The organism is Aeromonas sp. QDB14 (genome assembly GCF_027707845.1).
Taxonomy (GTDB): Bacteria; Pseudomonadota; Gammaproteobacteria; order Enterobacterales; family Aeromonadaceae; genus Aeromonas; species Aeromonas caviae.
The window spans coordinates 38,128-63,449 of sequence record NZ_JAPCJD010000018.1; the positions used below are offsets into that span (position 1 = coordinate 38,128).

Consider the following 25,322-nt stretch of genomic DNA (forward strand, 5'->3'; position numbering starts at 1 on the left):
GGAGCCACGACATGTATGACCGTTTGATCCCCCCCGAGCGCATTCACCCCTGGGGAGACGAAGACCTGCTGGAGGCGACGGAGCAGGACCGCACCCGCATCGTGCAGGCGGCGCCGGTGCGTCGGTTGCAGCAGAAGACCCAGGTCTTCCCGCTCGATGTGAAAGCCTCGGTGCGCAGCCGCCTCACCCATTCGCTGGAGGTGCAGGAGACCGGTCGCCAGATCAGTCGCCGCATCCTGGCGGCGCTGCCGGACGGAGTGGTGTGCGAGGGGGCCTTCATCAATCTGGTGGAGATGTCCTGCCTGTTGCACGATGTCGGCAACCCGCCGTTTGGCCATTTCGGCGAGCAGGTGATGAGTCAGTGGCTTGCCCAGGAGCTGGACGGCCTCTTCGCCCGTGCCCACGACCAGTTGCCGAGCCCCCAATGGGCAACCCTTCGCCAGGATCTGCTGGTGTTTGACGGCAATGCCCAGAGCCTGCGACTGGTGCACAGCCTCCATGAGCTGAACCTCACCCTGGGGCTGCTGGCGGCGCTGTGCAAATACCCGCAGCAGCCCCTGCCGGGCCTGCACCATCCACAGGGCTATGGTCAGCACCACGGCTGGACCAGCAAGCGCGGCATCTTCTTCAGCGAACAACCCCTCTATCGTGCCCTCGGCCAGAGCCTGGGGCTGGCCGAGGGGTGCCGTCATCCGCTGGTCTACATCATGGAGGCGGCGGACGACATCTCCTACTGCATCGCCGATCTCGAGGATGCAGTGGACAGGCGCATCCTCACCCAGAGCGAGCTGCTGGCAGCCCTGCGCGAGACGGACGAGGGCGGTTACATGGCCGACCTGCTCGATGAGGCGCTTGCCTCCGGTCGGGGGTTCTTCCCCCATTTTCGCCAGCATCTGACCCGGGATCTGGTGGCGCTGGCCGCCCATACCTATGTGGCCGAGCACGATCAGATCCTGAGCGGGGCCTATCCCCAGGCGCTGCTGCACGGTCAGGCTCCGGCAGCCCGGGTACTCGATACCCTCAAGCGGGTGGCTCGCGAGCTGGTGTTCATGCGCCCGGAGGTGGAGGCGCTGGAGCTGGAAGGCTATGCCGCCCTGCGCGGGGTGCTCTCCACCTACGCCTGCCTGCTGGCCCTGCCTGCCAGCCAGTTCGAGCGGCTGCTCGCAGGCAACGGCGGGAGCGAGCTCTTCTTCGCCCGGCGGTTGTTCCACCGCCTCTCTGCCCGCCACCTCAAGGCGTACCGACTGGCGGTGGCGAGCCGGGATCCCCGTTTCGAAAAGGAGAGCGAGCAGGAGTGGTACTACCGGGTGCGGCTGCTGCTCGATTATGTGAGCGGCATGACGGATACCTATGCGCTGGAGGAGTTCCGGCTGTTGTCAGGGATTTGACTGAACCTCTTTTTGGCCGCATTCCACCCATATGGGTGGGAGAGATATTGCGTAAAATTCGGTGTTTTTTTACACTGCGGCAACTTGTTCAACTTTCACACGGTAAGGAGACGACCATGCAACATTCCATGTTCAACGTTGCGTTCGATCGCTGCTCTGGCAGCGCGAAGACTCGTGCTCTTTATTTGCCGCGTGGAGGGGACAGGTAACACCTGCTTTTCTCATCACCCGCGGTTGTCCCGCAGGGTGATCACCTCTCTCCGGGGGAACCGCACGTTCAACTGGAGAATATTATGTCTATCGAACTCGCCCTGCTGCGCCACGTAGAGACCCTGGTTCAAAAAAGGATCACCCGGCTGGAGCGTCGCGTCAGCTACCTGCATCTTTCACCTGCCCTGCTCAAAGACATCGGGCTGGAAGGCAAGGAAGTGCAGATCGCCCACATCCGTGAGCGGGAGTTTCAAACCGGTTTCCGGCTCGGGAACCGAATAACCTGATGGGAGGGGGCCCGGCCCCCGACCTGGTGGATGGCAGGCCTGGGCCTGCCATTTTTCTTTCCTGATGAGCATTGTCTCAATTTAGTTGTCGCACATTGCGCCAAACACTCTATGATCCCCCTCCGTTTCGTATGGGAGTTGATAATGTTCCGCCGCTGCTGTCGTCTCATCCTGCTATGTGGTCTGGCTTTCTGGAGCCTGATGGTTGCGGCTGCGCCGGCGCAACTGGACCAGAGCAACTTCACCCTGGACGAACTGCACTGGCTTGCCACCCATGATGAACTGGTTGTCGGCATGCCTTCGGCGGCCTGGCCACCCTATGTCTATACCGATGGGCGCGGCAATTTCACCGGCCCCCTGGATGAGTTCGCCTCCCAGATTGCAGCCAGGCTGGGAGTGAGCCTTCGCTACCGTGCCTATGCCAACAATGCGGCGGTCCAGCAGGCCTTGCTGGATGGCAAGGTCGACATGTTGATCGGGGTGGCACCGAGCCCGACCCGCACCCTGCAGATGCAATTTACCTCCGAGCTGATGGCACTGCCCCGGGCCGTGCTGCTGACGGGGGGGCGGGAGAGCCTCTCCCTGGAGGAGGCCTATGGGGTGCGCTGGGTCTGCGTCTTCGGTGTCAGCGCCTGCGATGAGCTGCTGCGCCTTGGGATCTCGAACCTGATCACGGCCGACAGCCGGGACGAGGCGATCTTCATGCTCAAGGAGGGCAAGGCGGATGCCTACCTGGCCGAGCTGCCCATGCTGAACAGGCTGCAAGCCATGGCGGGCATGGCGCTGGCCAGGATCGACTGGATGAGGGATACCTCCCTCGCCATGGCCGTGGCGCCCAGGAATGATGTCTTGCAGGGATTGCTGGAGCGGGCCCTCGAGGATATCTCTCCCCTCGAGCGTCGCGCCATTCTGGAGGCGGGGGATATCCTCGACTATGCCCTGGTGAAAAGGAGCAGGGAGATCGTCTTCAATCCGCAGGAGCAGGCGTGGTTGCAAGCACATCCGGTCATCCGCTACGGGGTTGCCCCGGATTGGCCCGGGATGAGCGAGGTGGACGACAGGGGGCGGCTCAAGGGGCTCATTGCCGATCTGCTGACACTGATGAGCCAGCGTGCCGGGCTCCAGTTCACCCTGGTGCCGACCCGGAGCTGGGCCCAGAGCATGGCGCTCTTCCAGGATCGCAAGCTGGATCTCATCCCGGCCATGACTCCCACCGCGGAGCGTCAGCAGTTTGCCCGCTTTACCCCCAACTACGCGTCGATCAACCGGGTGGTCGTGGCGAGGCAGGGGATGGCCGAGCTCACCGCCGCCAGGGCACTGAAAGGGCACAGGGTGGGCATGGTGGGGGGCTCGGTGGAGCAGGTCTTGCTGAACGAGGTGGGGGCCATCGCCGTGCCGGTGGCCAGCGATGCCGAATTGCTGCCCCTGCTGGACCAGCAGAAGGTCGACTATGTGCTGATGAGCACCACCACCCTGGAGCAGTCGCTGCAAAAGGGATTCAGCGACCGCTACCAGGTGGTCTTCTCCGGCAGCGACCTGCGGGTACCCATCGCCATGGCGACCCAGTTGCAGGACCCCATGCTGCAGCAGATCCTCACCAAGGTGTTGATCGCCATTCCCCCCGACGAGCTCTCCGCCCTGGAGAAAAAGTGGCTCTCCCTGACCATACAGACGGGACTGGATCCGAAGACGGTGCTGCTCTGGTCCTCCCTTGGCGGCGGCATCTTCCTGCTCTGCCTCTTGCTGTTCATGGGCTGGAACCGGACGCTGCGCCGCCAGATCAGCCAGCGGCGGGAGGCCGAGCGGCGGCTCGAGGAGCAGCTGGTGTTTGTCCAGATGATGCTGGATGCCCTGCCCAACCAGGTGGTGCTGACCAACGAGCGCTATGAAGTGGCAATGACGAACCGGGCGTATCGGCAGATGTTCCTCGGCGGGGAGAATCTGACGGGCTCCTATGAGCGGTTGCTCCAGGATCGATTGCCCGAGTCGATCCGCGCCAGGGTGATGGAGGAGGATGCCAGCGTCTGGGAGAGCGGAGAGGAGCTTCATGGCCGGGGCGAGATCCGGTTTGATGACGACCGCCTGCACCAGATGATCTACACCAAGCGGCTCTTTGCGGGGCCCGATGACAAGCGGCTCGGGATCCTGACCGTGCTGACCGACGTGACCGAGCTGGAGCAGGCGCGGTTTGCGGCCCAGGAGGCGCAGACCCGGCTGACCCAGATCACCGACAGCATGCCGGGTCTGGTCTATCAGTATCACTGGCTTGGACCGGGCAAGGGGCACTTCCTCTACACCTCGCAAGGGGTCAGGGAGATGGTGGGGGTGGAAGAGGACCTGGTCGGCATGGCGGTCACCGGTGCCTCCATCCTGGGGCTGACAGGCAAGGCGCACCAGGACTTCGTGGCCACGGTGGATCGTCATGCCCTGAGCATGCAGCCGCTGGATCTCGAGGTGGAGATCCGGCGCCAGGGGGAGGCGGGCTATTTGCAGATCCGTGGTCACTTCGTTCACCAGGAGGGGCTTGAAGGGGTCATATTGAACGGCGTGGTGCAGGACATCACCAAGCTCAAGCGCCAGGAGCTGGAGCTGCGCCAGGCCAGGCGGGTGGCGGAGGAGGCGACCCAGGCGCGCAGCCGCTTCCTCGCCACCATGAGTCATGAGCTTCGCACTCCCATCTCCGGCATGCACGGCATGCTGGAGCTGCTGCAAATGAGCCCGCTGGATGACGATCAGCGCTACATGTTGCGCAATATCTCGACCTCCACCAACCACCTGCTCTATCTGGTGAACGACATCCTGGACTTCTCCAAGATGGAAGCCGGGCAGTTGCAACTGCATCCCCATCACTGCCGCCTGACCTCGGTGATTTGCGATGTCATCCGGGGACATGCGGCCCTGGCCTATGGCAAGGGACTCATTGTGACGCTGCGGTGGGGGAAGACGGTGCCGGATCTGGCCTGCATCGACGGGATCAGGGTGGGGCAGGTGATCTCCAATCTGTTGAACAACGAGGTGAAGTTCACCGAGGCAGGGGCGATCGCCATCCAGGTGGATTATGAAGACGACCGGCTGGCCTTCCGGATCCGGGATACCGGGATAGGCATCGCCCTGGAGCAGCAGCGCACCCTCTTCATCCCGTTCAAGCAGGTGGAGTCCGACACCAACCGCCGGTTTGGCGGCACCGGGCTCGGGCTTGCCATCTGTCATCAACTCACCCAGAAAATGGGGGGGAGCCTGACCCTGGAGAGTACCCCCGGAATGGGCACCTGCGTGACTTTCACGTTGCCTCTGGCCGAGTGCCAGTGGGAAGCGCCCCCCCTGACCGGCCAGGTATGGTGGTGGTTTGGGGAGGATGAGGGGCTGGAATCGGTGATGGCCAGGCTGGGCGCCAGACTGGTTCGCATGGAGGCACACCATTGGCAGCAGCCCCTCGAGGGGCATCTGCTGGCGCAGGAGAATCACCTGGAGCAGGCCCTTGGCAGTGACTGGCTGGCCTGTTTGCAGCGTTCGAACCTCAAGGGCATAGTACTCTCTCCCCATGAGGCCCTGCGGGGACGCATGGGTGGTGACGCCTGGTGGCGACTGGGACAATCGCCTCTCTATCCCGATCTGTTGCTGGAAACCTGCCAGTCACTGTTCAACCAGCAGGCGAGCCAGTCGATGGGGATGGAGGGGGAGAAGCTCAGGGGGCGGGTGCTGGTGGCGGATGATCACCCCGTCAACCGGGCATTGCTGACGAGGCAGCTCGCTATCCTGGGGCTCGAATCCGAGGTGGTGGAAGATGGCGAAGAGGCGCTGCGCGCCTGGCAGGGGCAGGATTTCGCCCTGCTGCTGACCGACTGCCACATGCCGGTGATGGATGGCTATGCCCTTACGCGAGCCTTGCGGGATGCCGGGGACAGTGCTCCCATTATCGGGGTGACGGCCGATACCTCTGAGGAGGCGAGCCAGCAGATGCGTGATGCCGGCATGAACGACATGCTGTTCAAGCCCTACAGCCTGGATGCCCTGAGCCAGACCCTGGGACGCTGGTTGCCGACTCAGGAAGAACAGCTCGCCTCGGAGGCGCCCCGGCAAGCCAGGGTTCAGCTGCCAGGCATAAGCTGGTTGACCCTGTTTGGGGATGAGGCGGTGGCACGCAGCATGGCCAGCGAATACCTGGAAGCCAACGAGCAGGATGGCGAGGACATGAGGCTGGCGCTGGCCAGCCAGGATACCCAGGCGCTGGTGGAGACGGCACATCGCATCAAGGGGGCCGCGCGCATGGTAGGACAGCAGGCATTGGCAGAGGAGGCGGCCCGGCTGGAGGCGGCGGCCAGATTGAAACAACTGGACAAGCTCGATGACCTGGCCAGGGCGGTACAGGCATTGATGGACTCTATCAGAGGTGAAACGGGGTTATGGCTCGATGAATAGCGCACGGCATGAGTTGGCGATCATGGTGGTGGAGGATCACAACTTCCAGCGCAAGGCCCTGATGCACCAGATCCGCGGACTGGGCTACGGCAACCTGCTGGAGGCGCAGGACGGGGAGGAGGCGCTGGCACAGTGCCAGCACCACAGGGTCGACATCCTGTTCTGCGATCTGCGCATGCCGGGCATGGATGGCATGGCGCTGCTGCGCCGCCTCTCCCTTGGCGGGTTTCGCGGCGGCATCGTGCTGTGCAGCGCCCTGGAGGATGACGTGGTCGATGCCGTGCTGCGCATGAGCCGGGCCTATGGCCTGCAGGTGCTGGGGCGCATCGAGAAACCCGCGTCTCCCCAGCAGATCGCGCAGCTCATCGGTGCCTGGCGGCCCCAGCAGGTACGCAGCCAGGAGGAGGATGGTTATCACCTGACCCTGGATGAGCTGCGCCGGGCGCTGGATCAGGACCAGTTGCTGCCCTGGTATCAACCCAAGGTGGGTTTTCACAACGGGGAGTGGCTCGGCATGGAGGCGCTTGCCCGCTGGCAGCACCCCGAATATGGCCTCATCTCGCCGGCCCGTTTCATCCCGCTGGCGGAGCACAACGGGCTCATCGACCCGCTCACCGAGGTGATCATCGGCAAGGCGCTGCGGGACGGCCACCTGTGGAAGAAGACCGGGCTCTCCCTGAACCTGTCGATGAACCTCTCCACCACCTCCCTCATCGAGGGGGATCTGTGCAACACCCTGCTTAGCCACTGCCAGCGCTGGAGCATCAACCCCGAGCTCATCACCCTCGAAGTGACCGAGAGCGCCTTCGTCAAGGATCTCGGCAAGTCGCTGGAGGTGCTGACCCGCTTGCGGATGTACGGTTTTGGTCTCTCCATCGATGATTTCGGGACCGGCTACTCCTCCATGCAGCAGCTCGCCCTGCTCCCCTTTACCGAGTTGAAACTGGACAGATCCTTCGTGGATCGCTGCTATGAAGATCCCTCTCGCCTAGCCATCATCGAGTCCAGCATCGAGCTGGCTCGCAAGTTGGGCTTGAAATCGGTGGCCGAGGGGGTCGAAGATGAGGCGACCTGGCAATTGCTGGCGAAGCTGGGGTGCGATCAATGCCAGGGCTTCTTCTCCGCCCGTCCCATGCCCCGCGAGGAGCTGATGGGATGGCATCAGGGTTGGCAGGCTCGTTTGCCCGCGCTCATCAGACGCTAATCCCGGGCAGGATGCCCGACGAATTCCAAGGATGGCCATGAAAATATCAAGCAAGTTGTTGTTGAGCTTCTGTTTTATCAACCTGCTCATCATTCTCTCCTCCGCCCTTGTCTATCATCAGCTCGGCCGGATCGAAGGCTCGCAAGATGCCTTGCTGGCCCAGGCCCTGCCCGCCCTGCAGCGGGACGAGGCGAGCCAGAAAGCCCTGATTGCCACCGTTTCATCCCTGCGGGCCTATCTCATCCTCGGCAAGGATCCGGCACAGGGTGATCGCATCAAGCAGGAGTGGGAAGAGGCCTGGCACGCCATCGAGCGCCAGCGTTTCACTCCCGACCTGACCCGGGCACTCAAGGATTTCAAGGGGGCACAGTCACAGGTGTGGGCCCTGGCTCACACCGAAGAGAACCTGCCCGCCCACACCCTGATGCTGCTGGAGGCCGGCCCCCTGGCGGAGTCGGCCCTCGATCAGTTGCAGTCTTTTGCCAATGAAGAGGTGGCGACGCCCCAGGCGACGTTGCCCGGTGACAGGCGCCTGCTGCTCAAGCAGGTGGGGGATGCCTACAACAGCCTGGGCAATGCGCTCTCCGCTCTGCGGGATTTCCTCATCTCGGGGGAGAAGGAGTACCTGGACAAGTATCGGGACTACTACCAGTTCCACCAGCAGCGGGTGGCCGAGCTGAAACAGCAAGAGGCCAACTTCACCGAGGCACAAAAGGGGCTCTGGACGCTCTTTGAAGAGATGTCAGCCCCCTTTGCAGAGCTGGTCGGTCAGGTGATCGAGAAGCGCCAGGCCCCGGACTGGGACAGGGCCAACCACCTGATGGCTACCGAGATAGAGCCCGCCCTGACCCGGCTGGCGGATCAGCTGGCGACCCAGGTGACCCATACCCGTGCCGAGGTGGACAAGATGGCGGGGGAGATGGCGGCCGCCAGTCAGACCATTCACCGCACCCTGCTGCTGGCCACCACCAGCGTCATCCTGCTGGGCACCCTGGTGGCCCTGCTGTTCAGCCGACGCCTGACCCGGGACATCGCCAGCCTGGTGAAACGGGCGGGCCTGGTGGCCGATGGCCGCCTCCCCGTCACCCCCTTGCCCGTGCTTCGTCAGGATGAGCTGGGAGGGCTCACGGGCTCCATCAACCGGATGTCGGCACAGTTGCGCGAGCTGGTGGGGGAGATCCAGGGGGCGGTCGGTCAGGTGGAAGGGGCTGGCCGCGAGGTGGGCCAGACCACCAATGCCATCGTGGATGATCTGGCAAGCCAGAATCAGCGGCTCGATGCGGTGGCAGCCGCCATCGAGCAGATGTCGGTCAGTACCCGGGATGTGGCGGGCAACATTGCGGACGCGGCGGGAGCGGCTCGCCAGACCGAGCAACAGGCAAGGGAGGGGGAGCAGGCCCTCGCCCGCATGGGGACCACCATGGCGCAGATTGGTGCCATGATTGCCCAGGCAAACCAGGCGATGACGCAGCTCAGCAGCCAGAGCGAGCAAGTGGGGAGGGTCACCGAAGTGATCGCCACCATCGCCGAGCAGACCAATCTGCTGGCACTCAATGCGGCCATCGAGGCGGCGCGGGCCGGTGAGCAGGGACGGGGATTTGCCGTGGTGGCCGATGAAGTGAGGCAGTTGGCCAGCCGCACCAGCGCATCGACCATGGAGATCAACCAGACCATTGCCAGCATCCAGCAGCAGACCCGGGAGACCGCGGATACCGTGGGCAGCGGCACCCTGCTGGTGGAGCAGGGGCGCGGCGCCGTGGCCTCGGTGACCGAGACTCTGGAGTCGATGGCGACGCTGGTGCAGGATCTCAGCGGCCAGCTTGCCGCCATCGCCACCGCCACCGAGCAGCAGTCAAGGGCGGCGCAGGAGGTGGCGGGCACGGTGGAGGAGATTGCCGGGCTCAGCCATCAGTCCAGCGAGCATGGCCAGCAGGGGGAGCAGATCGCCGCCCGCCTGACCCGGGAGACCGGGAGACTGACATCGGCCATCAGCCGCTTCGAACTGGATGCCTGACGCAAGTGAGAGAAAAACGGGGCAGACCTCTGGGTCTGCCCCGTTTTTTTCGGCCCGAAAACTTGGTGGTGGAAGGATGCACGCCGCAGGTGCGGTCCTGACCGTTCGGAAGCTGGGGGATGGTGTCTTGTGTACTGCCCTGTGGCTCTTTCTGCCGGCAGGACGGGTCACTCCAGGCGGCGGAAGGCCTGGTTTTCGAAGCTGCTGCAGGTCTCCTGGTTGAGCAGGTTGACCAGCAGGATGGCCCGCTTTTCGCCATCCGGTTCCAGATAGATGGCTTCAAACCCGGCGAGGGGGCCGGATTCGATAAGTACCTTGTCTCCCTGGGTCGGCAGGCGGGCATAGCTGGCGCGCGCCTCGTCGCTGTCGTCCCGGCTCATGAGCCGGTAGATCAGCTGGCTGCTGACTGGGGTCCACTCCTTGCCGAAGTGGATGATGCGACTGATGCCCCGGGTCGATTTCAGGGTGACCGGGGTGACCTCTTCCAGATCCACGTAGATGAAGAGATAGTTGGGGAACATGGGCTCGCGCTGGGGCACGCGCTTGCCTCGCCGCAGTTTTTCAATCTCGACCATGGGGTAATAGGATTCAACGCCCTGGGCTGCCAGATGGGCGCGGGCGCGGGCCTCTTCCTTGGGTTTGCAGTAGGCCAGATACCATTTCTTCATTGTTGTTCTGTTTTTCGTGTTGCCGTGCTTGTGGCTATGATAACGGGGGTAAAAAAAAAGGCCACGCTTGACGTGGCCTTTTTTCCAGAGTGAGTGATTACCAACCTTTCACCAGACCGCCCTTGAACAGCTCGGTCCCCTTCTTGAAGACCTCGTCGGTCTGGAAGGACTGGACGAACTCCTTGACCTTCTCGTCGTCCTTGTTGTTCTCGCGAGCAACGATCAGGTTGACGTAGGGGGACTCCTTGTCTTCGACAAACAGGCCGTTCTCGGTCGGGGTCAGACCAATCTGACCGGCGAAGGTGTTGTTGATGATGGCCAGATCCACGTCTTCCAGGGAGCGCGGCAGTTGTGCGGCTTCCAGCTCGACGATCTTGAAGTTGCGCGGGTTGCTGGCGATGTCCAGTACGGTCGCTTCCAGACCGGCACCCTCTTTCAGCGTCAGCAGGCCCTGCTTCTCCAGCAGGATCAGGGAACGACCCAGGTTGGTCGGATCGTTCGGCACCGCGATCTGGGCACCGTCTTTCAGCTCGGACAGGGCCTTGACCTTCTTGGAGTAACCGGCGATCGGGTAGACGAAGGTGTTGCCGACCGGCACCAGCTTGAAGCCGCGATCACGGATCTGGGCATCCAGGTAGGGCTTGTGCTGGAAGGCGTTGACGTCGACGCTGCCGTCGTTCAGGGCCACGTTCGGGGTGACGTAGTCGGAGAAGGTGACCACTTCGACGGTCAGGCCGTATTTTTCCTTGGCCACCTTGGCCGCGGTCTCAACCAGCTCGGTCTCGGGACCGGCGATGGCGCCCACCTTCAGGGTCTTGTTCTCTTCCTTCTGGCCGCAGCCGACCAGTACCAGGGTTGCCAGCAGCGCAGCTGCTGCGGATTTGATGCCCAATTTCATAAAAACCTCCTGTCAGAAATCGACGATTAACGATGATCACATTGTTTGACCAGGCGCTCACCCGCGCTCTGGATGAGTTGAACCAGCACCACCAGAATGACCACGGTGACCAGCATGACGGTGGGATCGAAACGCTGGTAGCCGTAGCGAATACCCACATCACCGAGACCACCGCCTCCGATGGCACCTGCCATGGCGGAGTAGTTCACCAGGGTGACGAGGGTGATGATGACGCTGTTGAGGATCCCCGGCAGGGCCTCGGGCAGCAGCACCTTGGCGATGATTTGCAGGGGTTTGGCCCCCATGGCCTTGGCCGCTTCCAGCAGGCCGTCAGGCACCTCCATCAGGGCCCCTTCCACCAGGCGGGCGATGAAGGGAATGCAGCCCACGGTCAGCGGCACGATGGCGGCGATGGTGCCGATGCTGGTGCCGACGATGAAGCGGGTCAACGGAATGATGGCGACCAGCAGAATGATGAAGGGCACCGAGCGACCGACGTTGACGATGACGCCCAGGACCTTGTTGAGCAGCGGATTTGCCAGGATCTGGCCCGCCTTGGTCACGTGCAGCGCAACGCCGAGCGGCAGGCCGAGCAGGCAGCCGAACAGGGCGGAGGCAAACACCATGATGAGGGTGTCGCCCAGAGCCGAAATCAGCAGATTAATCATTGCTTCGGACATAACCCATTACCTCCAGCTGAATGTGGTTGTCGATGAGGAACTGCTGGGTGGCCTCGCACTGGGCCTCGTCCCCGAACAGTTCCGCCAGCAGGAAGCCGAACTTGACGCCACCGGCGTATTCGATGTCTGCGCTCAGGATGCTGATGTCGATGTTGAAACGGCGGCTCGCCTCGGAAATCAGCGGCGAATCCACCGTGGTCCCGGTAAAGCCGAGCTTCACCAGGGGATAGCTGCCGGGCACCCGGTCGCTACTCATCCGATCCTGATACTCCTGGGGCACTTCCAGGTGGATGGTGGAGTGGATGAAATCCCGGGCCAGCTGGGTCTTGGCATTGCTGAAGAACCAGGCCACTTCCCCCTGCTCGATGAGACGGCCGTCGCTGATGATGGCCACTTCGTCGCAGATCCCCTTCACCACGTCCATTTCGTGGGTGATGAGCAGTATGGTGAGCCCCAGCTTGACGTTGATCTCCTTGAGCAGGGTCAGGATCGAGCGTGTGGTCTGGGGGTCGAGGGCCGAGGTGGCCTCGTCGCACAGCAGGACCTTGGGAGCCGGTGCCAGGGCACGGGCGATGGCGACGCGCTGCTTCTGGCCGCCGGAGAGCTCGGACGGATAAGCGTGGGCACGGGCTTCCAGCCCGACCAGGGCCAGCAGTTCGCTGACCCGGCTCTGGATCTTGTCCTTGCTCCAGCCCGCCAGTTCCAGCGGGAAGGCGATGTTGGCGGAGACGGTGCGAGAGGCCAGCAGGTTGAAGTGCTGGAAGATCATGCCGATCTGGCGGCGAGCCTGAGTCAGATCCCGCTCGCTCAGGGCGACCAGGTCCTGGCCATCGACGATGACCTGCCCCTCGGTGGGGCGCTCCAGCAGGTTGACGCAGCGGATGAGGGTACTCTTGCCGGCACCGGAGGCACCGATCACCCCGAAGATCTTGCCTTGGGGCACATGCAGGCTCACGTCACGCAGGGCGTGCACGGCATCACTGCCTTTACCGTAGACTTTGTTGAGACCGATCAACTTAATCATGGATTCTTCCGTGCTAACAGCCTTAAAGCACAGGGCGCTACAGGCGGGTAAATTGGGCAGAGGTTTCACTGGGTAGCTCTGTCATCATGGAGGATGATGCTAAGATGTCCGGATGGCTGTGTCAACGCATGTTTTTACGTCTAGACGTCTAAAAAATGGATAAGGATTCCCGCCATTTGACTATGGTGTGGAGGTATAACCACCAGCATCAATATTAGATTCCGATTTGATGACTCTAGTCCGAATATAAGCTGGTAAATATATTTTATGTCGTCGATTTGATGTCTCCCCTTCGGACAAGATGCCCGGTCGTCCGGGCAGCATCGCTGCCGGTTTCCCCTTCCTCCTGCCGTCTCTTTTTCTGTTTTCTTTTCCATCTCCTTGATGCAGAACAATAAATGACCAGTTCGTGGCCGTGTCGACATGCCAGCTCCCTATACTGGCTGCAGGTGGATGCCAGGAGGGAGGCGAGATGCGATTCCAACAGATCAAGGACCTGATGCTCTATCTCGAGGAGCTTCATCATCGGCAAGGGCACATTTACGGGCGCCAGATCCCCCGGGTGGATGCTGAGCGCAGCAGAATGTTGCTGGCCTATCTGCAAGGGCGGGAGGATGCCGCGGCGGCTCATCTGCACGATTATCGCGAGCAGATGGGCAGCGCGGTGAAGGAGACCTGGCTGGATCAGGGGTTTGGCGAGGATCTGCTGGCCGAGGGGGATCGTCTGGCGCTGCCCGCCACAACCCAGCCCGCGGAGATAGTGGCCCTGGTGTCACGCCAGGAGGAGAGGCTCATCGGCGAGCTGGAACGTCTGGCCCGGGAGTGCCCCACGCCCGATACGGCGGCGCTGCTGAAAGCCCTGGCCTCCATGGCCCAATCCCGCCTGACCCGCCTGGTACACGGTGTTCATCGCCTCGACGATCTCTGAGCCCGGATGGGAGAGACCCGGCACGGGCCGGGTCTTCTGATGTTGCTGGCGGTCAGCCCCCTTGCCGGGCCGCGCCATAGAGGGCGGCGCCTATGATGCCGGCCTGGTTGAGGTTCGCGGCCGCCACCAGGGGAGCCCGGGTCTCAATCTTGTCGATGAACTTGTCGAGCTTGGCGGCGCTGCCGCCCCCCAGGATGAAGAGATCGGGGGAGAACAGAAACTCCAGGCGAGCCAGGTATTTGTTGAAACGTTTGCCCCAGCGGCCCCAGGAAAGATCCTCGCGCTTGCGCACCGCATCGGAGCAATAGTGTTCGGCCACCATGCCTTCCAGCATCAGGTGGCCCAGCTCGGTATTGGGCAGCAACTGGCCATTGACGAAGACGGCGGTACCGATGCCGGTGCCGACGGTGATGAGAATGATGACCCCCTGGCGATCCTGCCCGGTGCCAAAGCGCATCTCCGCCAGACCGGCCGCATCGGCGTCGTTCAGGACATGGCAGGGCAGGCCGGTCACATCGGCAAACAGGTGGGCTGCATCGGTCTCAATCCAGCTCTTGTCGATGTTGGAGGCATTCTTGGCGATGCCGTTGTGGATGGTGGCGGGAAAACCGCACCCCACGGGACCCTTCCATTGGAAGTGCTCGACCAGCGCCTTGAGGGTGTGTGCCACGGCGGCCGGGGTTGCCGGTTGCGGTGTGGCGATGCGGTGGCGTTCGCCAATCAGCTCCCCGGTTTCGGTGTCGACCAGGCAGCCCTTGATCCCGGACCCCCCAATATCTACTCCCAGCATCTGCATCAGAATCTTCCTTTTATTGTGCCGATGTTCAATGGTCGGCAGAGCATGAAAAAATGGCTGCGATCCGGCAAGTGCCAGATCACTTATGCGTGATCCGGCAGACCTTTTTCGATGCAGCGGATCAGCAATCGCGTCTTTTTATTCTCTTCCTGCTGACGCCTGGCCAGGGTCGCCAGCGCCCACTCGATATGCTCGGCCACCATGGGCGCCGCCTCAGGCAGCGCCTGTTCCAGGGCGGCCAGGACCTCGCTGCTGGCCGGTCCGTTGCCAAGGGCCACCGCCAGGTTGCGGCGCCAGCGCTGATAGCCGATGCGGCGGATGGGGCTGCCTTCCGTGTGCTTGAGAAATTCGGCCTCGCTCCAGCCCCACAAGGTCAAGAGGGGCGGGCGGTGCAGATTGGGGCGCGGGCTGAAGTCGGGCTCCGGGCTGGCATCGGCATAGCGGTTCCAGGGGCAGATGAGCTGGCAGTCGTCACAGCCATAGATGCGATTGCCCATGAGCGGCCTGAACTCCTCGGGAATGGGGCCGTCATTCTCGATGGTGAGATAGGATATGCAGCGCCGTCCGTCTACCACATAGGGGGCGATGATGGCACCGGTGGGGCAGATATTGATGCAGGCCACGCACTTGCCACACAGCTCCTTCTCCACCGGGGTATCCACGGGCAGCGGCAGGGCGATGAGCAATTCTCCCAGAAAGAAGAAGGAGCCGGCGGACTCGTTGATCAGCAGCGAGTGCTTTCCCACCCAGCCAAGGCCCGCCTTGGCCGCTAGCGGCCTTTCCAGAATAGGGGCCGAGTCGACGAAGGGGCGCCACTCGCCCAGGGTTTGTCCCGCCGCCTGCAACAGGGTTTCGCACCGCAGCTCGATGCGCTCCCCCAACTGTTTGAGCCGATTGCGCAGCACCTTGTGGTAGTCGCGGCCGAGGGCATAGCGGCTGATGTAGCCGAGGGTGGGATTGCGCAGGGTGGCGGCAAAGCCCGCCTCGAACGGGAGGTAGTTCATCCGCACCGAGATGACCCGCAAGGTGCCCGGCAACAGCTCGTGGGGGCGGGCCCTCATCATGCCGTGGCGCGCCATGTAGTCCATGGTCCCGTGATAACCGGCATCCAGCCAGGCCTGCAACCTTGGCTCTTCCAGGGTGAGGTCGGTGTCGGCGATGCCGACCTGGTCAAATCCTAGCTCCCTTGCCCAGAGCTTGATATCGTGGGCCAGTTGCGCAAGTTCGGCAGCCGTCATGCAGCATCCCCCCTCTGCCTGCAGGAGTGTGGCAGGCGCAGGGCGGCAATATGGCGTGCCAGTTGCCGGGTCATGGGATGATGAAACGTGGGGGCCGTCATGGTAGAGGTGTTCGGGGACGCTATCCGCAAAAATGAGTGGGAGAGTCTAGCACAACCCCTGTGGCGGGCCGAGCAGATCCGCAGCATGGAACGGCGCTGGGCCGAGCAGGAGGGGTTGCCCCTCTATGTGCTGATGGAGCGGGCCGGGAGTGCGCTGTGCAACTATGCCTGTCACCACTGGCCCGACAGCCGCCAGTGGTGGATCTTCGTCGGCCCTGGCAACAACGGCGGTGACGGCTACGTGCTGGCCCGCCTTGCCCGGCGCATCGGCCTCGAGCCTTTGGTGATTGCCGCCCGGGCTCCCGGCCTGCTGAGGGGAGATGCCAGGCGGGCTGCCGAAGAGTGGCTCGCATCGGGGGGGAGCGTGACCATGGCCGAGGATCTGCTGCCCGCCACGCTGCCGCCGCCGGATCTGGTCATAGACGCACTGCTCGGTACCGGTGTCCAGCTTCCCCTCTCCTCGTCAATGACAAAGATCGTCGCAACAATCAATGGCTTGAACGCGCCCGTGCTGGCGGTGGATCTCCCCTCCGGTCTCCATGCCGACACCGGCCGCGCCATGGGCGCACTGGTGCGTGCCACCCGCACCCTCACTTTCATCGGTATCAAGCAGGGTATGCTCACCGCCGACGGGGTAGACGGAGTCGGCCACCTCGACCGGGATCTCCTGGGAGTGACGCCGGGGGAGGAACGGGTTCCCGCTGCCGAGCGGATCGATTATCCCAGCCTCAAGGGGTTGCTGACCCCGCGCAGGCGCTCGGCTCACAAGGGACACAGCGGCAAGGTACTGCTGACGGGGGGGAACCTCGGCATGCAGGGGGCCATCCTGCTGGCGGGTCAGGCCTGTCTGCGGGCGGGGGCGGGATTGGTACGCCTGCGCCAGCACCCGGATTTCCCGGCGGCCAGCCTGGTTCAACCCGAGCTGATGGGATGCCCGGCGGACATGGATGAAGGATGGGCATCGGTGCAGGTACTGGGCCCCGGGCTCGGTCAGGATGAGTGGGGCCGGGCCCGGTTCGAACAGGGCATCGGAGCCGCCGTGCCACTGGTATTGGATGCCGATGGATTGAATTGGCTGGCGCAGGCCCCCCGTCATCAGGATAATTGGGTGCTCACGCCCCACCCCGGGGAGGCGGCTCGCCTGCTGGGCTGCACCATCGCCGAGGTCGAGGGGGACAGGTTTGCGGCCGTCTCGCGGCTGCAACAGCGCTACGGTGGCGTGGTGCTGCTCAAGGGGGCGGGGTCGCTCATCTGCGACGGCAGGCGCATTTCCCTGTGCGACGAGGGCAACCCCGGCATGGCCAGTGGCGGCATGGGTGACCTCTTGTCTGGTATAATCGCCGCCCTTCTGGCTCAGGGCTGGTCTGCGGGCATGGCCACCCGACTCGGGGCCGTGATCCACGCAGAGGCCGCCGATCTGGCCGCTGCCGAGGGTGAGAGGGGCATGCTGGCATCGGATCTGCTGCCCTGGATCCGTCGTCTGGTCAATCCGACACAGTAACAAGTAACAAGAAGAACATGGCAAAAACCTTGATGATGACACTGCCGGACGAGGCAGCAACAGTGGCGCTGGGTGGCCGTCTGGCAAAGGCGTGCCAACAGGCCACCACGGTATTTCTGCACGGTGCCCTCGGGGCCGGCAAAACCACCCTGACCCGAGGCTGGGTGCAGGGACTGGGTCATGAGGGCAAGGTCAAGAGTCCGACCTATACCCTGGTGGAGCCCTATGAGCTTGCCCAGTGGCAGGTCTATCACTTCGATCTCTATCGACTGGCGGACCCGGAAGAGCTGGAGTTCATGGGCATTCGCGACTATTTCGCCGCCGATACCCTCTGCCTGGTGGAGTGGCCAGAGAAGGGCGACGGCTGGCTGCCAGCCCCGGATCTCGAGATCACCCTGAGTTATGCAAACGAGCAGCGCGAGGTGCAGATTGATGCCCGCACTGCTATCGGCGAAGCCATTCTGGAACGGTTGTCATCTCAGTGCGCGTGATCCTTGTTTTTGTTCTCTCCCTGATGGCATTGCCCACCTGGGCCAATCAGCTCAAGAGTGTGCGGGTGTGGCCATCACCGGACAACACCCGGGTGGTGCTCGACATGAGCAGCGCCCCCAATTTCAACTACTTCACCCTGACCGGTCCGAACCGTCTGGTCATCGACCTGAAAGGGGCGAGCAACGCCACCAACCTGGCCGGCATCGAGAACAAGAGCGAGCTGGTGCGCAAGATCCGCGAGAGCACGCCGCTGGAGAAGGGCGGCCTGCGACTGGTGCTGGATCTCGGCTCTGCCATCAAGCCGGTGGTCTTCCCGCTGGCGCCGGCAGGCCCCTATGGCCACCGTCTTGTGATCGATCTTCCCTATGAAGAGAAGGGGAGCGCTGCGGCGCAGCCCGCTCCCGTCGGGGGGCACGGCAAGGCCATCGTCATCGCCATCGATCCTGGTCACGGCGGGGAAGACCCGGGCTCCATCGGCCCGCGCCGCACCTACGAGAAGCGGGTGACCCTGGCGGTCTCCCAGAAGCTGGCGGCCCTCATCGACCGGGAGCCCGGCATGCGCGCCGTGCTGACCCGCCGTGGCGACTACTTCGTCGATCTCAACAAACGCTCCGAGATTGCCCGCAAGGCCAAGGCAGACCTGCTGGTGTCGGTGCATGCCGACAGCTTCCACAACTCGACTCCTCGCGGCGCCTCCGTCTGGGTGCTGTCGACCAACCGCGCCAACCGCGAGATGGGTAGCTGGCTCGAGAAGCAGGAGAAGCAGGGGGAGCTCCTGGGGGGCGTTGGCAAGGTATTGGCCGAGTCTGATCCCAACCCCTATCTGGCGCAGACCTTCCTGGATCTCTCCATGGACAAGTCGCGGGCTGAAGGCTATGACGTCAGCCGCCAGATCCTGCGCTCGCTCGGCCGGGTGGCCAGATTGCACAAGAAGGCGCCGGAACATGCGAGTCTGGCGGTGCTGAAGGCGCCGGACATCCCCTCGGTACTGGTGGAAACCGGCTTTATCTCGAACCACGCCGAGGAGAAGCTGCTGGCCACCGCCAGCTATCAGGATCAGCTGGCCCGGGCCATCTTCGAGGGGATCCGCAACTATTACCGCAGCCATCCGACCAAGGGGCCCATGCTCACCGGCAAGGGCCAGGTTGCCGCCCCGCCGCGTCAGGCGCCTGCCAGCAAGCCGGTCGCCGTCAGCAAGCCGGTTGCCCAGCCAACGCAGCAGGTCGTGACCAACCGGATGCCGGCGAGCGAGCCCTATCGCGTTGGTGAGGGCGGCGCCCCGGTCAGCAGCGTCGGCAGCGCCTCCGGTGCCGGCGTGATCAAACCTTACAAGGTCGCAGCCCAGGAGCCGAGTGCGCCGGTAGCCAGCGTGCAGAGCAACGACAAGTCCAACATGATCCGCCACGTGGTCACCCGTGGCCAGAGTCTCTCCCGTCTCGCCGAGAAACACGGGGTGAGTCAGGCGCGACTGGTGGAGATCAACAAGCTCAAGTCACGGGACATCCAGATAGGGCAGGTGCTCTATATTCCGCGAAAATAGCGCGGGCTGAAGAACGCCGCTCTTCTCTGCCGATGGCAGGGAGGGGCGGTGAGCGTTGATGGCGCCAGGTCCACCTCTTCCCCTTTTTCATCTGCAGGAGCAAGCGATGCCAATCCGTATATTGCCGCCGATTCTGGCCAACCAGATTGCTGCCGGTGAGGTCGTGGAGCGGCCCTCCTCCGTGGTGAAGGAATTGGTGGAAAACAGCCTGGATGCGGGGGCTGACCGGGTCGAGATCGACATCGACAAGGGAGGCGCCAAGCTTATCCGCATTCGTGACAACGGCTGCGGTGTCGCCAGGGATGAGCTGGTGCTGGCGCTGTCGCGCCACGCCACCTCCAAGGTGGCGACCCTGGACGATCTGGAAGGGATCAACAGCCTGGGCTTTCGCGGGGAGGCGCTCGCCTCCATCAGCTCCGTCTCCCGCCTCACCTTCACCTCCCGTACGGCAGAGCAGAGCGAGGCCTGGCAGGCCCAGGCGGAAGGGCGTGAGATGAGCGTCACCGTCAAGCCGGCAGCCCACCCGGTGGGCACCACGGTGGAGGTGGTGGATCTCTTCTTCAACACCCCGGCGCGGCGCAAGTTCATGCGCAGCGAAAAGACCGAATTTGCCCACATCGACGAACTGGTGCGCCGCATCGCGCTCTCCCGCTTCGACGCTACCCTGATCCTGCGCCACAACGGCAAGGTGGTGCGCCAGTACAAGGCGGCCAACACGGTGGCGGAGCAGGAGCGTCGCCTCGCCGCCGTCTGCGGCTCCCCCTTCATGCACCATGCCCTGGCGGTATCGAGCGAACACAGCGACGTGCGGTTGTGGGGCTGGCTGGCCACCCCGGCAGGAGCCAGGCCGCAGAACGACCTGCAATACACCTATGTCAATGGCCGCATGATGCGGGACAAGCTCATCAATCACGCCATTCGCCAGGCCTATGACGAGCTGCTGCCCGCCGATCGCTTCGCGGCCTATGTGCTCTATATCGAGCTGGATCCCCGCCAGGTGGATGTCAACGTCCATCCGGCCAAGCACGAAGTGCGTTTCCATCAGGCGCGTCTCATCCACGATTTCATCTTCCAGGCGCTGTTTACCGCACTGCGCCAGGACGGGGCAGGGAGCGCCACCGATGCCCCCCTGGCCGAGACCCAGGTCGAGCTGCCGGGCAGCCCGGAGATCACCTATCCGGGTCAGGCGCCGCGCACCGAGTGGTACGGTGCCGAACACGGCTATCGGGCTCCTGCCCCTGCGCGAGATGGCGACGGCGTGCGGGAAGGCGGTGGTGGCAGGGGAGGACACTACCAGCCTCCCGAGCCCCCGAGCCGGGCCGCCATGCGAGGCATGGGCGCCTTGCTCACCACCCTGCCCGAGGTGGCGATGCCGGCATCCCGGCCCGGAGCCGAGAACGACGCCGTCGAGACGCCTGCCCGAACGGGGGAGTGGCGTGCCCTAAGCCTGGTCGAGCAGGCCTATCTGCTGATGGAGCGTCAGGGGCAGTTGGCGCTGCTCTCCCTGGTGCGTGCCGAGCGTCTGTTGTTGCGCCACTGGCTGCTGGATGCCTGGGGCCAGGGGCTGGCGGCCCAGCCTCTGTTGTTGCCGGTCTCCTTCAAGCTGCCGAAAAACCTGGTCGCCCTGGTGGAGGAGCGGGAACGTCTGCTCAAACGCATGGGGCTGGAGTTGAAAAGCGGGGGACGCGACACCATGATCCTGACTCGGGTGCCTGCCCTGCTGCGCCAGACCGATCTGGCACGCCTCTTACCCGAATTGTTGCAGCTGGTCGAGAGCGGATCTGACAGTGATGCCGATGCGCAGGCTGGAGTACTATGCCAGTGGTTGGTGGAACAAGGCATAAGTGCCGAAAAAATATACGATTTTGCCACTGCCACCCGGTTGTTGACGGAACTTGTTGCCGATTTCAGTGACCAACTGGCAGACGTTCGCATGGTGCGTCCGTTGCCGCTGGCGAACGTGCTGGCCGAGTTTGCCGATGGCAACTGACGGCGTCTCGTCGTCTGTTGCATCCATATGACCAGTTTTATGCCGGTTCGCCCGTGAAGGGGCGGCCGAAGGGAGTGTTTAACGTGGCTGACTTGCCGACTGCAATTTTTCTGATGGGGCCGACGGCCTCCGGCAAGACGGATCTCGCCATTGAACTGTGCCAGGCCCTGCCCTGCGACATCATCAGCGTGGACTCCGCGCTCATCTATCGCGGCATGGACATAGGCACCGCCAAGCCGACGCCAGCCGAGCTGGCGCAGGCCCCGCACCGGCTGATCGACATCCTGGATCCCGCCATGAGCTATTCGGCGGCGGATTTTTGCAAGGATGCCCTGCGGGAGATGAAAGAGATCGCCGACCGTGGCCGCATTCCGCTGCTGGTGGGCGGCACCATGCTCTATTTCAAGGCGCTGCTGGAGGGGCTTTCTCCGCTGCCTTCCGCCGATCCGGCCATTCGGGCCGGCATCGAGGAAGAGGCTGCCCGCCTCGGCTGGCAGGCGCTCCATGACGAACTGGTGCGCATCGACCCGGTGGCCGGTGCCCGCATCCACCCCAACGATCCCCAGCGCCTGTGCCGGGCGCTCGAGGTTTACCGCATCAGCGGCAAGACCCTCACCGAGTTGACCCAGGTACAGGGAGAGGGGCTGCCCTACCGGGCGCTGCAGTTTGCCATCGCGCCGAGGGATCGGGCCGTGCTGCACCAGCGCATCGAGCAGCGGTTTGACAAGATGCTAGGCAGCGGCTTCGAGCAGGAGGTCAGGGCGCTTTACGAGCGGGGGGATCTCACCCCGGATCTTCCCTCCATTCGCTGCGTGGGATACCGCCAAATGTGGGACTACCTGGCGGGGGAAGTGGAGTATGATGAGATGCGTTATCGCGGCATTGTTGCCACCCGCCAGTTGGCCAAGCGTCAGATGACCTGGTTGCGCGGTTGGCCTGATGTGACCTGGTTGGAATCTGGTGAGTCTGGCAATCTGGCCAGGGTCGTCGCCCAAGCTGGTCCGGCTTGACACTCCTGTATAATCAGGTTGTTATATTGAATATCCGGTGTTTAAAAACAACAAACTATAAGGAAAAGAAAGATGGCTAAGGGGCAATCTCTCCAAGACCCGTTTTTGAATGCGCTGCGCCGTGAGCGTATTCCTGTTTCTATCTATTTGGTGAACGGCATCAAACTGCAGGGTCAGATCGAATCGTTTGACCAGTTTGTCATTCTGCTGAAGAACACCGTGAGCCAGATGGTCTACAAGCACGCCATTTCCACCGTGGTGCCGGCCCGTGCCGTCAACCATCACCAGCACGCCCCGGGCGCCGCCGGTGAAGAGCAGGGTGAAGCCGAGGCGTGATATCCTGCGGCGAGTTCACTCGCCAACTCAGATCCATCATGATACCTGTCAAGGAGCAAGCGCTTGTTTGACCGTTACGAAGCTGGTGAACAGGCCGTTCTGGTACATGTCAACTTCAGCGATGAGGGCGAGCGGGAGGATCTGGACGAGCTCAAGATGCTGGTGAGCTCGGCCGGGGTCAATGCACTGGGGGTGATCACCACCAGTCGCAGCGCACCCAGCGCCAAATTTTTTGTCGGCAGCGGCAAGGCGGAAGAGATCGCGTCCCAGGTCCAGATGCTGGACGCCGATGTGGTCATCTTCAACCATGCCCTGACCCCCGCCCAGGAGCGCAACCTGGAGCGTCTGTTCCAGTGCCGGGTCGTGGACAGGACTGGTCTTATCCTCGATATCTTCGCCCAGCGCGCCCGCACTCACGAAGGCAAGTTGCAGGTCGAACTGGCCCAGTTGCGCCATCTTTCCACTCGTCTGGTGCGAGGCTGGACCCACCTTGAGCGACAAAAGGGGGGGATCGGTCTGCGCGGCCCGGGTGAAACCCAGCTTGAAACCGACCGACGCCTGCTGCGTGAGCGCATCAAGGCCATTTTGCGCCGCCTCGACAAGGTGGCCAAGCAGCGGGAGCAGGGGCGCCGTGCCCGCAACCGCAACGAAGTGCCGACCGTTTCTCTGGTGGGGTATACCAACGCCGGAAAATCCACTTTGTTCAACCAACTTACAGATGCCAGCGTGTATGCTGCCGACCAATTGTTCGCAACCCTGGACCCCACCCTGCGCAAATTGGTGATCCAGGATGTGGGTGATGTGATCCTGGCGGATACAGTTGGATTTATTCGGCACTTGCCCCATGATCTGGTCGCGGCCTTCAAGGCGACCCTGCAGGAGACTCGCGAAGCGGACCTGCTGCTGCATGTGGTGGACTGCGCCGATGAACAGATGCAGGAGAATATCGAGTCGGTCCAGCGTGTGCTGGCCGAGATCGAGGCGGATGACCGTCCCCAACTGATGATCTGCAACAAGATCGACAAGCTGGGGGATCGTCCGGCTGGTCTTGAACGGGATGAGGCTGGACGACCGGTGCGAGTCTGGTTGTCGGCCCAGACTGGCGAGGGCAGTGAATACCTGTTCCAGGCACTGACCGAACTGCTGGCCGGCTCCATGGTGCATCACACCCTGCAACTGCCCCCTTCCGCCGCCAGACTGCGCAGTGCGCTCTATCGGCTGAAAGGTATCGAGCAGGAAGGTTTCAGCGAGGAGGGGGACTTTGTGCTGGAAGTTCGCCTGCAACTGGCTGACTGGAACCGCCTCATGAAACAAGAAGGTGAGAGTTTACAACGCTTTATCAGGCATTGATGGGTCGATGAACATAACTGGTTTGCTGACTTCATCGCCCCTCTGTTGCCCGATAGAGATGATATCCATCCGCATGTATTAATGGAGACGCTGATGGCTTGGAATGAGCCTGGTAACAATGGCAAAGACCGTGACCCCTGGGGGAACAACGGCAAGAATCAGGGCCCCCCTGATCTGGACGAGATGCTTCGCAAGGTGAGCCGTCGTTTTGGCGGTCTGCTCGGTGGTGGCAAATCCGGTGGTGGTGACGTCGGCAAGTTCGGCCTCTCCATCGCGCTGGTGGTGGCCGTGGTGGTGTGGGTCGTCAGCGGCTTCTATACCATTCGCGAAGCCGAGCGGGGCGTGGTGCTGCGTTTTGGCGAATACTCCCACAACGTGGATCCCGGTCTGCGCTGGAAACCGACCTTCATCGACCGGGTGATCCCGGTGGACGTGGAGTCTGTCCGTTCCCTGCCGGCGTCCGGTTTCATGCTGACCCAGGATGAGAACGTGGTGCGGGTCGAGATGGACGTGCAGTATCGTGTGGTCGATCCCGAGCAGTACCTGTTCAGCGTGACCAACGCCGACGAGAGCCTGAGCCAGGCCACCGACAGCGCCCTGCGCTACGTGGTGGGTCACACCCGGATGGACGATGTGCTGACCACGGGTCGTGAGAAGGTGCGTCAGGAAACCTGGCAGGTGATCGACAGCATCATCGAGCCCTATCAGATGGGTCTGCAGATCGTGGACGTCAACTTCCTGCCGGCGCGTCCGCCGGAAGAGGTGAAGGATGCGTTTGATGACGCCATCTCCGCCCAGGAAGATGAGCAGCGTTTCATCCGTGAAGCGGAAGCCTATGCCCGTGAAGTGGAGCCCAAGGCTCGTGGCCAGGTCAAACGTCTGGAGCAGGAGGCCGAAGCCTACAAGTCCCAGATCGTGTTGAAGGCCAAGGGTGAAGTCGCTCGCTTCAACGAGCTGCTGCCCCAGTATCAGGCCGCCCCCGAGCTGACCCGTGATCGTATCTACCTCGAAACCATGGAAGAGCTCTATCAGCAGGCCAACAAGGTGGTGGTCGACATGCCGGCTGGCAACAACAGCATGATCTACCTGCCGCTCGACAAGCTTTCTGGCAAGGCGAATGCCGTGCAACCGGCACGTCCTGCGGGCACCCCGGCAGTCGAGGCGGCCCAGCCGTCCAACGAAGGGGCCAACTCCACTCCGACCCCGCTGCGTGGCGGTGATCGTTTCAGCACAGGGAGAAACTGATAG

Annotated in this window: 20 protein-coding genes; 14 read left to right on the plus strand and 6 right to left on the minus strand. The window is 62.9% G+C overall.

From position 1 onward, the window contains the following. Positions 1–11 precede the first annotated feature (11 nt). The 5 genes from dgt (at position 12) to PG887_RS08350 (ending at position 9,522) form a co-directional block, all read left to right on the plus strand. On the plus strand, positions 12–1,388 hold the full coding sequence (gene dgt / locus PG887_RS08330) for a dGTPase (RefSeq protein ID WP_270821462.1): 1,377 nt from the start codon (positions 12–14) through the stop codon (positions 1,386–1,388). Between the two features lie 293 nt (positions 1,389–1,681). After that, positions 1,682–1,885 (plus strand): hypothetical protein, encoded by a 204-nt coding sequence (locus PG887_RS08335; protein WP_041211124.1) that lies wholly within the window; start codon positions 1,682–1,684, stop codon positions 1,883–1,885. A gap of 144 nt (positions 1,886–2,029) precedes the next feature. Beyond that, positions 2,030–6,304 (plus strand): transporter substrate-binding domain-containing protein, encoded by a 4,275-nt coding sequence (locus tag PG887_RS08340; RefSeq protein WP_270821463.1) that lies wholly within the window; start codon positions 2,030–2,032, stop codon positions 6,302–6,304. Beyond that, positions 6,297–7,508 (plus strand): EAL domain-containing response regulator, encoded by a 1,212-nt coding sequence (locus PG887_RS08345; protein ID WP_270821464.1) that lies wholly within the window; start codon positions 6,297–6,299, stop codon positions 7,506–7,508. Before PG887_RS08340 ends, PG887_RS08345 begins: the two co-directional genes overlap by 8 nt. Before the next feature lie 37 nt (positions 7,509–7,545). Then, positions 7,546–9,522, plus strand: a complete 1,977-nt coding sequence (locus tag PG887_RS08350; protein ID WP_043152548.1) for a methyl-accepting chemotaxis protein — start codon at positions 7,546–7,548, stop codon at positions 9,520–9,522. Between the two features lie 167 nt (positions 9,523–9,689). Here PG887_RS08350 and rfaH read toward each other — a convergent pair whose 3' ends face one another. From rfaH to metN, 4 genes are all read right to left on the minus strand, one after another. After that, complete coding sequence (gene rfaH / locus PG887_RS08355) at positions 9,690–10,190, minus strand: transcription/translation regulatory transformer protein RfaH (protein ID WP_010673182.1); 501 nt, start codon at positions 10,188–10,190, stop codon at positions 9,690–9,692. A gap of 97 nt (positions 10,191–10,287) precedes the next feature. After that, positions 10,288–11,088, minus strand: coding sequence for a methionine ABC transporter substrate-binding lipoprotein MetQ (gene metQ, locus PG887_RS08360; protein WP_041211129.1), 801 nt, complete (start codon positions 11,086–11,088; stop codon positions 10,288–10,290). Positions 11,089–11,114: 26 nt separating this feature from the next. Next, positions 11,115–11,768, minus strand: coding sequence for a methionine ABC transporter permease (locus tag PG887_RS08365; RefSeq protein WP_029313844.1), 654 nt, complete (start codon positions 11,766–11,768; stop codon positions 11,115–11,117). Next, positions 11,749–12,792: a methionine ABC transporter ATP-binding protein MetN gene (gene metN / locus PG887_RS08370; RefSeq protein ID WP_039040957.1), complete on the minus strand. Its 1,044-nt coding sequence runs from the start codon at positions 12,790–12,792 to the stop codon at positions 11,749–11,751. Before metN ends, PG887_RS08365 begins: the two co-directional genes overlap by 20 nt. Positions 12,793–13,264: 472 nt before the next feature. On the opposite strand from metN, the gene PG887_RS08375 reads away from it, so the two are divergent. Continuing rightward, positions 13,265–13,720, plus strand: coding sequence for a hypothetical protein (locus PG887_RS08375; RefSeq protein WP_270821465.1), 456 nt, complete (start codon positions 13,265–13,267; stop codon positions 13,718–13,720). Between the two features lie 52 nt (positions 13,721–13,772). On the opposite strand, the gene ppgK is transcribed toward PG887_RS08375, so the two are convergent. Both ppgK and queG read right to left on the minus strand, forming a co-directional pair. After that, positions 13,773–14,516 (minus strand): polyphosphate--glucose phosphotransferase, encoded by a 744-nt coding sequence (gene ppgK / locus PG887_RS08380; protein ID WP_010673187.1) that lies wholly within the window; start codon positions 14,514–14,516, stop codon positions 13,773–13,775. A gap of 83 nt (positions 14,517–14,599) precedes the next feature. Next, complete coding sequence (gene queG / locus PG887_RS08385; protein WP_183149402.1) at positions 14,600–15,754, minus strand: tRNA epoxyqueuosine(34) reductase QueG; 1,155 nt, start codon at positions 15,752–15,754, stop codon at positions 14,600–14,602. 99 nt (positions 15,755–15,853) lie between these two features. Between queG and PG887_RS08390 the strand changes: the two genes are divergently transcribed. The 8 genes from PG887_RS08390 (at position 15,854) to hflK (ending at position 25,319) form a co-directional block, all read left to right on the plus strand. Then, positions 15,854–17,356 carry an NAD(P)H-hydrate dehydratase gene (locus PG887_RS08390; protein WP_270821466.1) on the plus strand — a complete coding sequence of 501 codons (1,503 nt, stop codon included), beginning with the start codon at positions 15,854–15,856 and terminating at the stop codon, positions 17,354–17,356. 17 nt (positions 17,357–17,373) lie between these two features. Continuing rightward, positions 17,374–17,847 carry a tRNA (adenosine(37)-N6)-threonylcarbamoyltransferase complex ATPase subunit type 1 TsaE gene (tsaE, locus tag PG887_RS08395; RefSeq protein ID WP_029313846.1) on the plus strand — a complete coding sequence of 158 codons (474 nt, stop codon included), beginning with the start codon at positions 17,374–17,376 and terminating at the stop codon, positions 17,845–17,847. A 23-nt stretch (positions 17,848–17,870) separates the two neighbouring features. Then, a complete protein-coding gene (locus PG887_RS08400; protein ID WP_270821467.1) occupies positions 17,871–19,388 on the plus strand; it encodes an N-acetylmuramoyl-L-alanine amidase in 1,518 nt (505 codons plus the stop codon). A 106-nt stretch (positions 19,389–19,494) separates the two neighbouring features. After that, on the plus strand, positions 19,495–21,378 hold the full coding sequence (gene mutL / locus PG887_RS08405) for a DNA mismatch repair endonuclease MutL (RefSeq protein ID WP_223952350.1): 1,884 nt from the start codon (positions 19,495–19,497) through the stop codon (positions 21,376–21,378). Positions 21,379–21,470: 92 nt separating this feature from the next. Next, the gene (miaA, locus tag PG887_RS08410; protein WP_080770083.1) at positions 21,471–22,388 is read left to right on the plus strand and encodes a tRNA (adenosine(37)-N6)-dimethylallyltransferase MiaA; all 918 of its coding nucleotides are present in this window, start codon (positions 21,471–21,473) and stop codon (positions 22,386–22,388) included. Between the two features lie 72 nt (positions 22,389–22,460). Next, on the plus strand, positions 22,461–22,724 hold the full coding sequence (gene hfq, locus PG887_RS08415) for an RNA chaperone Hfq (protein ID WP_011704864.1): 264 nt from the start codon (positions 22,461–22,463) through the stop codon (positions 22,722–22,724). Between the two features lie 63 nt (positions 22,725–22,787). Further along, positions 22,788–24,074, plus strand: a complete 1,287-nt coding sequence (gene hflX, locus PG887_RS08420) for a ribosome rescue GTPase HflX (protein ID WP_010673194.1) — start codon at positions 22,788–22,790, stop codon at positions 24,072–24,074. 93 nt (positions 24,075–24,167) lie between these two features. Further along, positions 24,168–25,319: an FtsH protease activity modulator HflK gene (gene hflK, locus PG887_RS08425; protein ID WP_010673195.1), complete on the plus strand. Its 1,152-nt coding sequence runs from the start codon at positions 24,168–24,170 to the stop codon at positions 25,317–25,319. Positions 25,320–25,322: the final 3 nt, after the last annotated feature.

What these genes read in the sequence shown, in the direction of transcription:
- dgt (WP_270821462.1), top strand. Translation starts at nt 12, where the DNA reads ATGTATGACCGTTTGATCCCCCCCGAGCGCATTCACCCCTGGGGAGAC.
- PG887_RS08335 (WP_041211124.1), top strand. Translation starts at nt 1,682, where the DNA reads ATGTCTATCGAACTCGCCCTGCTGCGCCACGTAGAGACCCTGGTTCAA.
- PG887_RS08340 (WP_270821463.1), top strand. Translation starts at nt 2,030, where the DNA reads ATGTTCCGCCGCTGCTGTCGTCTCATCCTGCTATGTGGTCTGGCTTTC.
- PG887_RS08345 (WP_270821464.1), top strand. Translation starts at nt 6,297, where the DNA reads ATGAATAGCGCACGGCATGAGTTGGCGATCATGGTGGTGGAGGATCAC.
- PG887_RS08350 (WP_043152548.1), top strand. Translation starts at nt 7,546, where the DNA reads ATGAAAATATCAAGCAAGTTGTTGTTGAGCTTCTGTTTTATCAACCTG.
- rfaH (WP_010673182.1), bottom strand. Translation starts at nt 10,190, where the DNA reads ATGAAGAAATGGTATCTGGCCTACTGCAAACCCAAGGAAGAGGCCCGC.
- metQ (WP_041211129.1), bottom strand. Translation starts at nt 11,088, where the DNA reads ATGAAATTGGGCATCAAATCCGCAGCAGCTGCGCTGCTGGCAACCCTG.
- PG887_RS08365 (WP_029313844.1), bottom strand. Translation starts at nt 11,768, where the DNA reads ATGTCCGAAGCAATGATTAATCTGCTGATTTCGGCTCTGGGCGACACC.
- metN (WP_039040957.1), bottom strand. Translation starts at nt 12,792, where the DNA reads ATGATTAAGTTGATCGGTCTCAACAAAGTCTACGGTAAAGGCAGTGAT.
- PG887_RS08375 (WP_270821465.1), top strand. Translation starts at nt 13,265, where the DNA reads ATGCGATTCCAACAGATCAAGGACCTGATGCTCTATCTCGAGGAGCTT.
- ppgK (WP_010673187.1), bottom strand. Translation starts at nt 14,516, where the DNA reads ATGCAGATGCTGGGAGTAGATATTGGGGGGTCCGGGATCAAGGGCTGC.
- queG (WP_183149402.1), bottom strand. Translation starts at nt 15,754, where the DNA reads ATGACGGCTGCCGAACTTGCGCAACTGGCCCACGATATCAAGCTCTGG.
- PG887_RS08390 (WP_270821466.1), top strand. Translation starts at nt 15,854, where the DNA reads ATGGTAGAGGTGTTCGGGGACGCTATCCGCAAAAATGAGTGGGAGAGT.
- tsaE (WP_029313846.1), top strand. Translation starts at nt 17,374, where the DNA reads ATGGCAAAAACCTTGATGATGACACTGCCGGACGAGGCAGCAACAGTG.
- PG887_RS08400 (WP_270821467.1), top strand. Translation starts at nt 17,871, where the DNA reads ATGGCATTGCCCACCTGGGCCAATCAGCTCAAGAGTGTGCGGGTGTGG.
- mutL (WP_223952350.1), top strand. Translation starts at nt 19,495, where the DNA reads ATGCCAATCCGTATATTGCCGCCGATTCTGGCCAACCAGATTGCTGCC.
- hfq (WP_011704864.1), top strand. Translation starts at nt 22,461, where the DNA reads ATGGCTAAGGGGCAATCTCTCCAAGACCCGTTTTTGAATGCGCTGCGC.
- hflK (WP_010673195.1), top strand. Translation starts at nt 24,168, where the DNA reads ATGGCTTGGAATGAGCCTGGTAACAATGGCAAAGACCGTGACCCCTGG.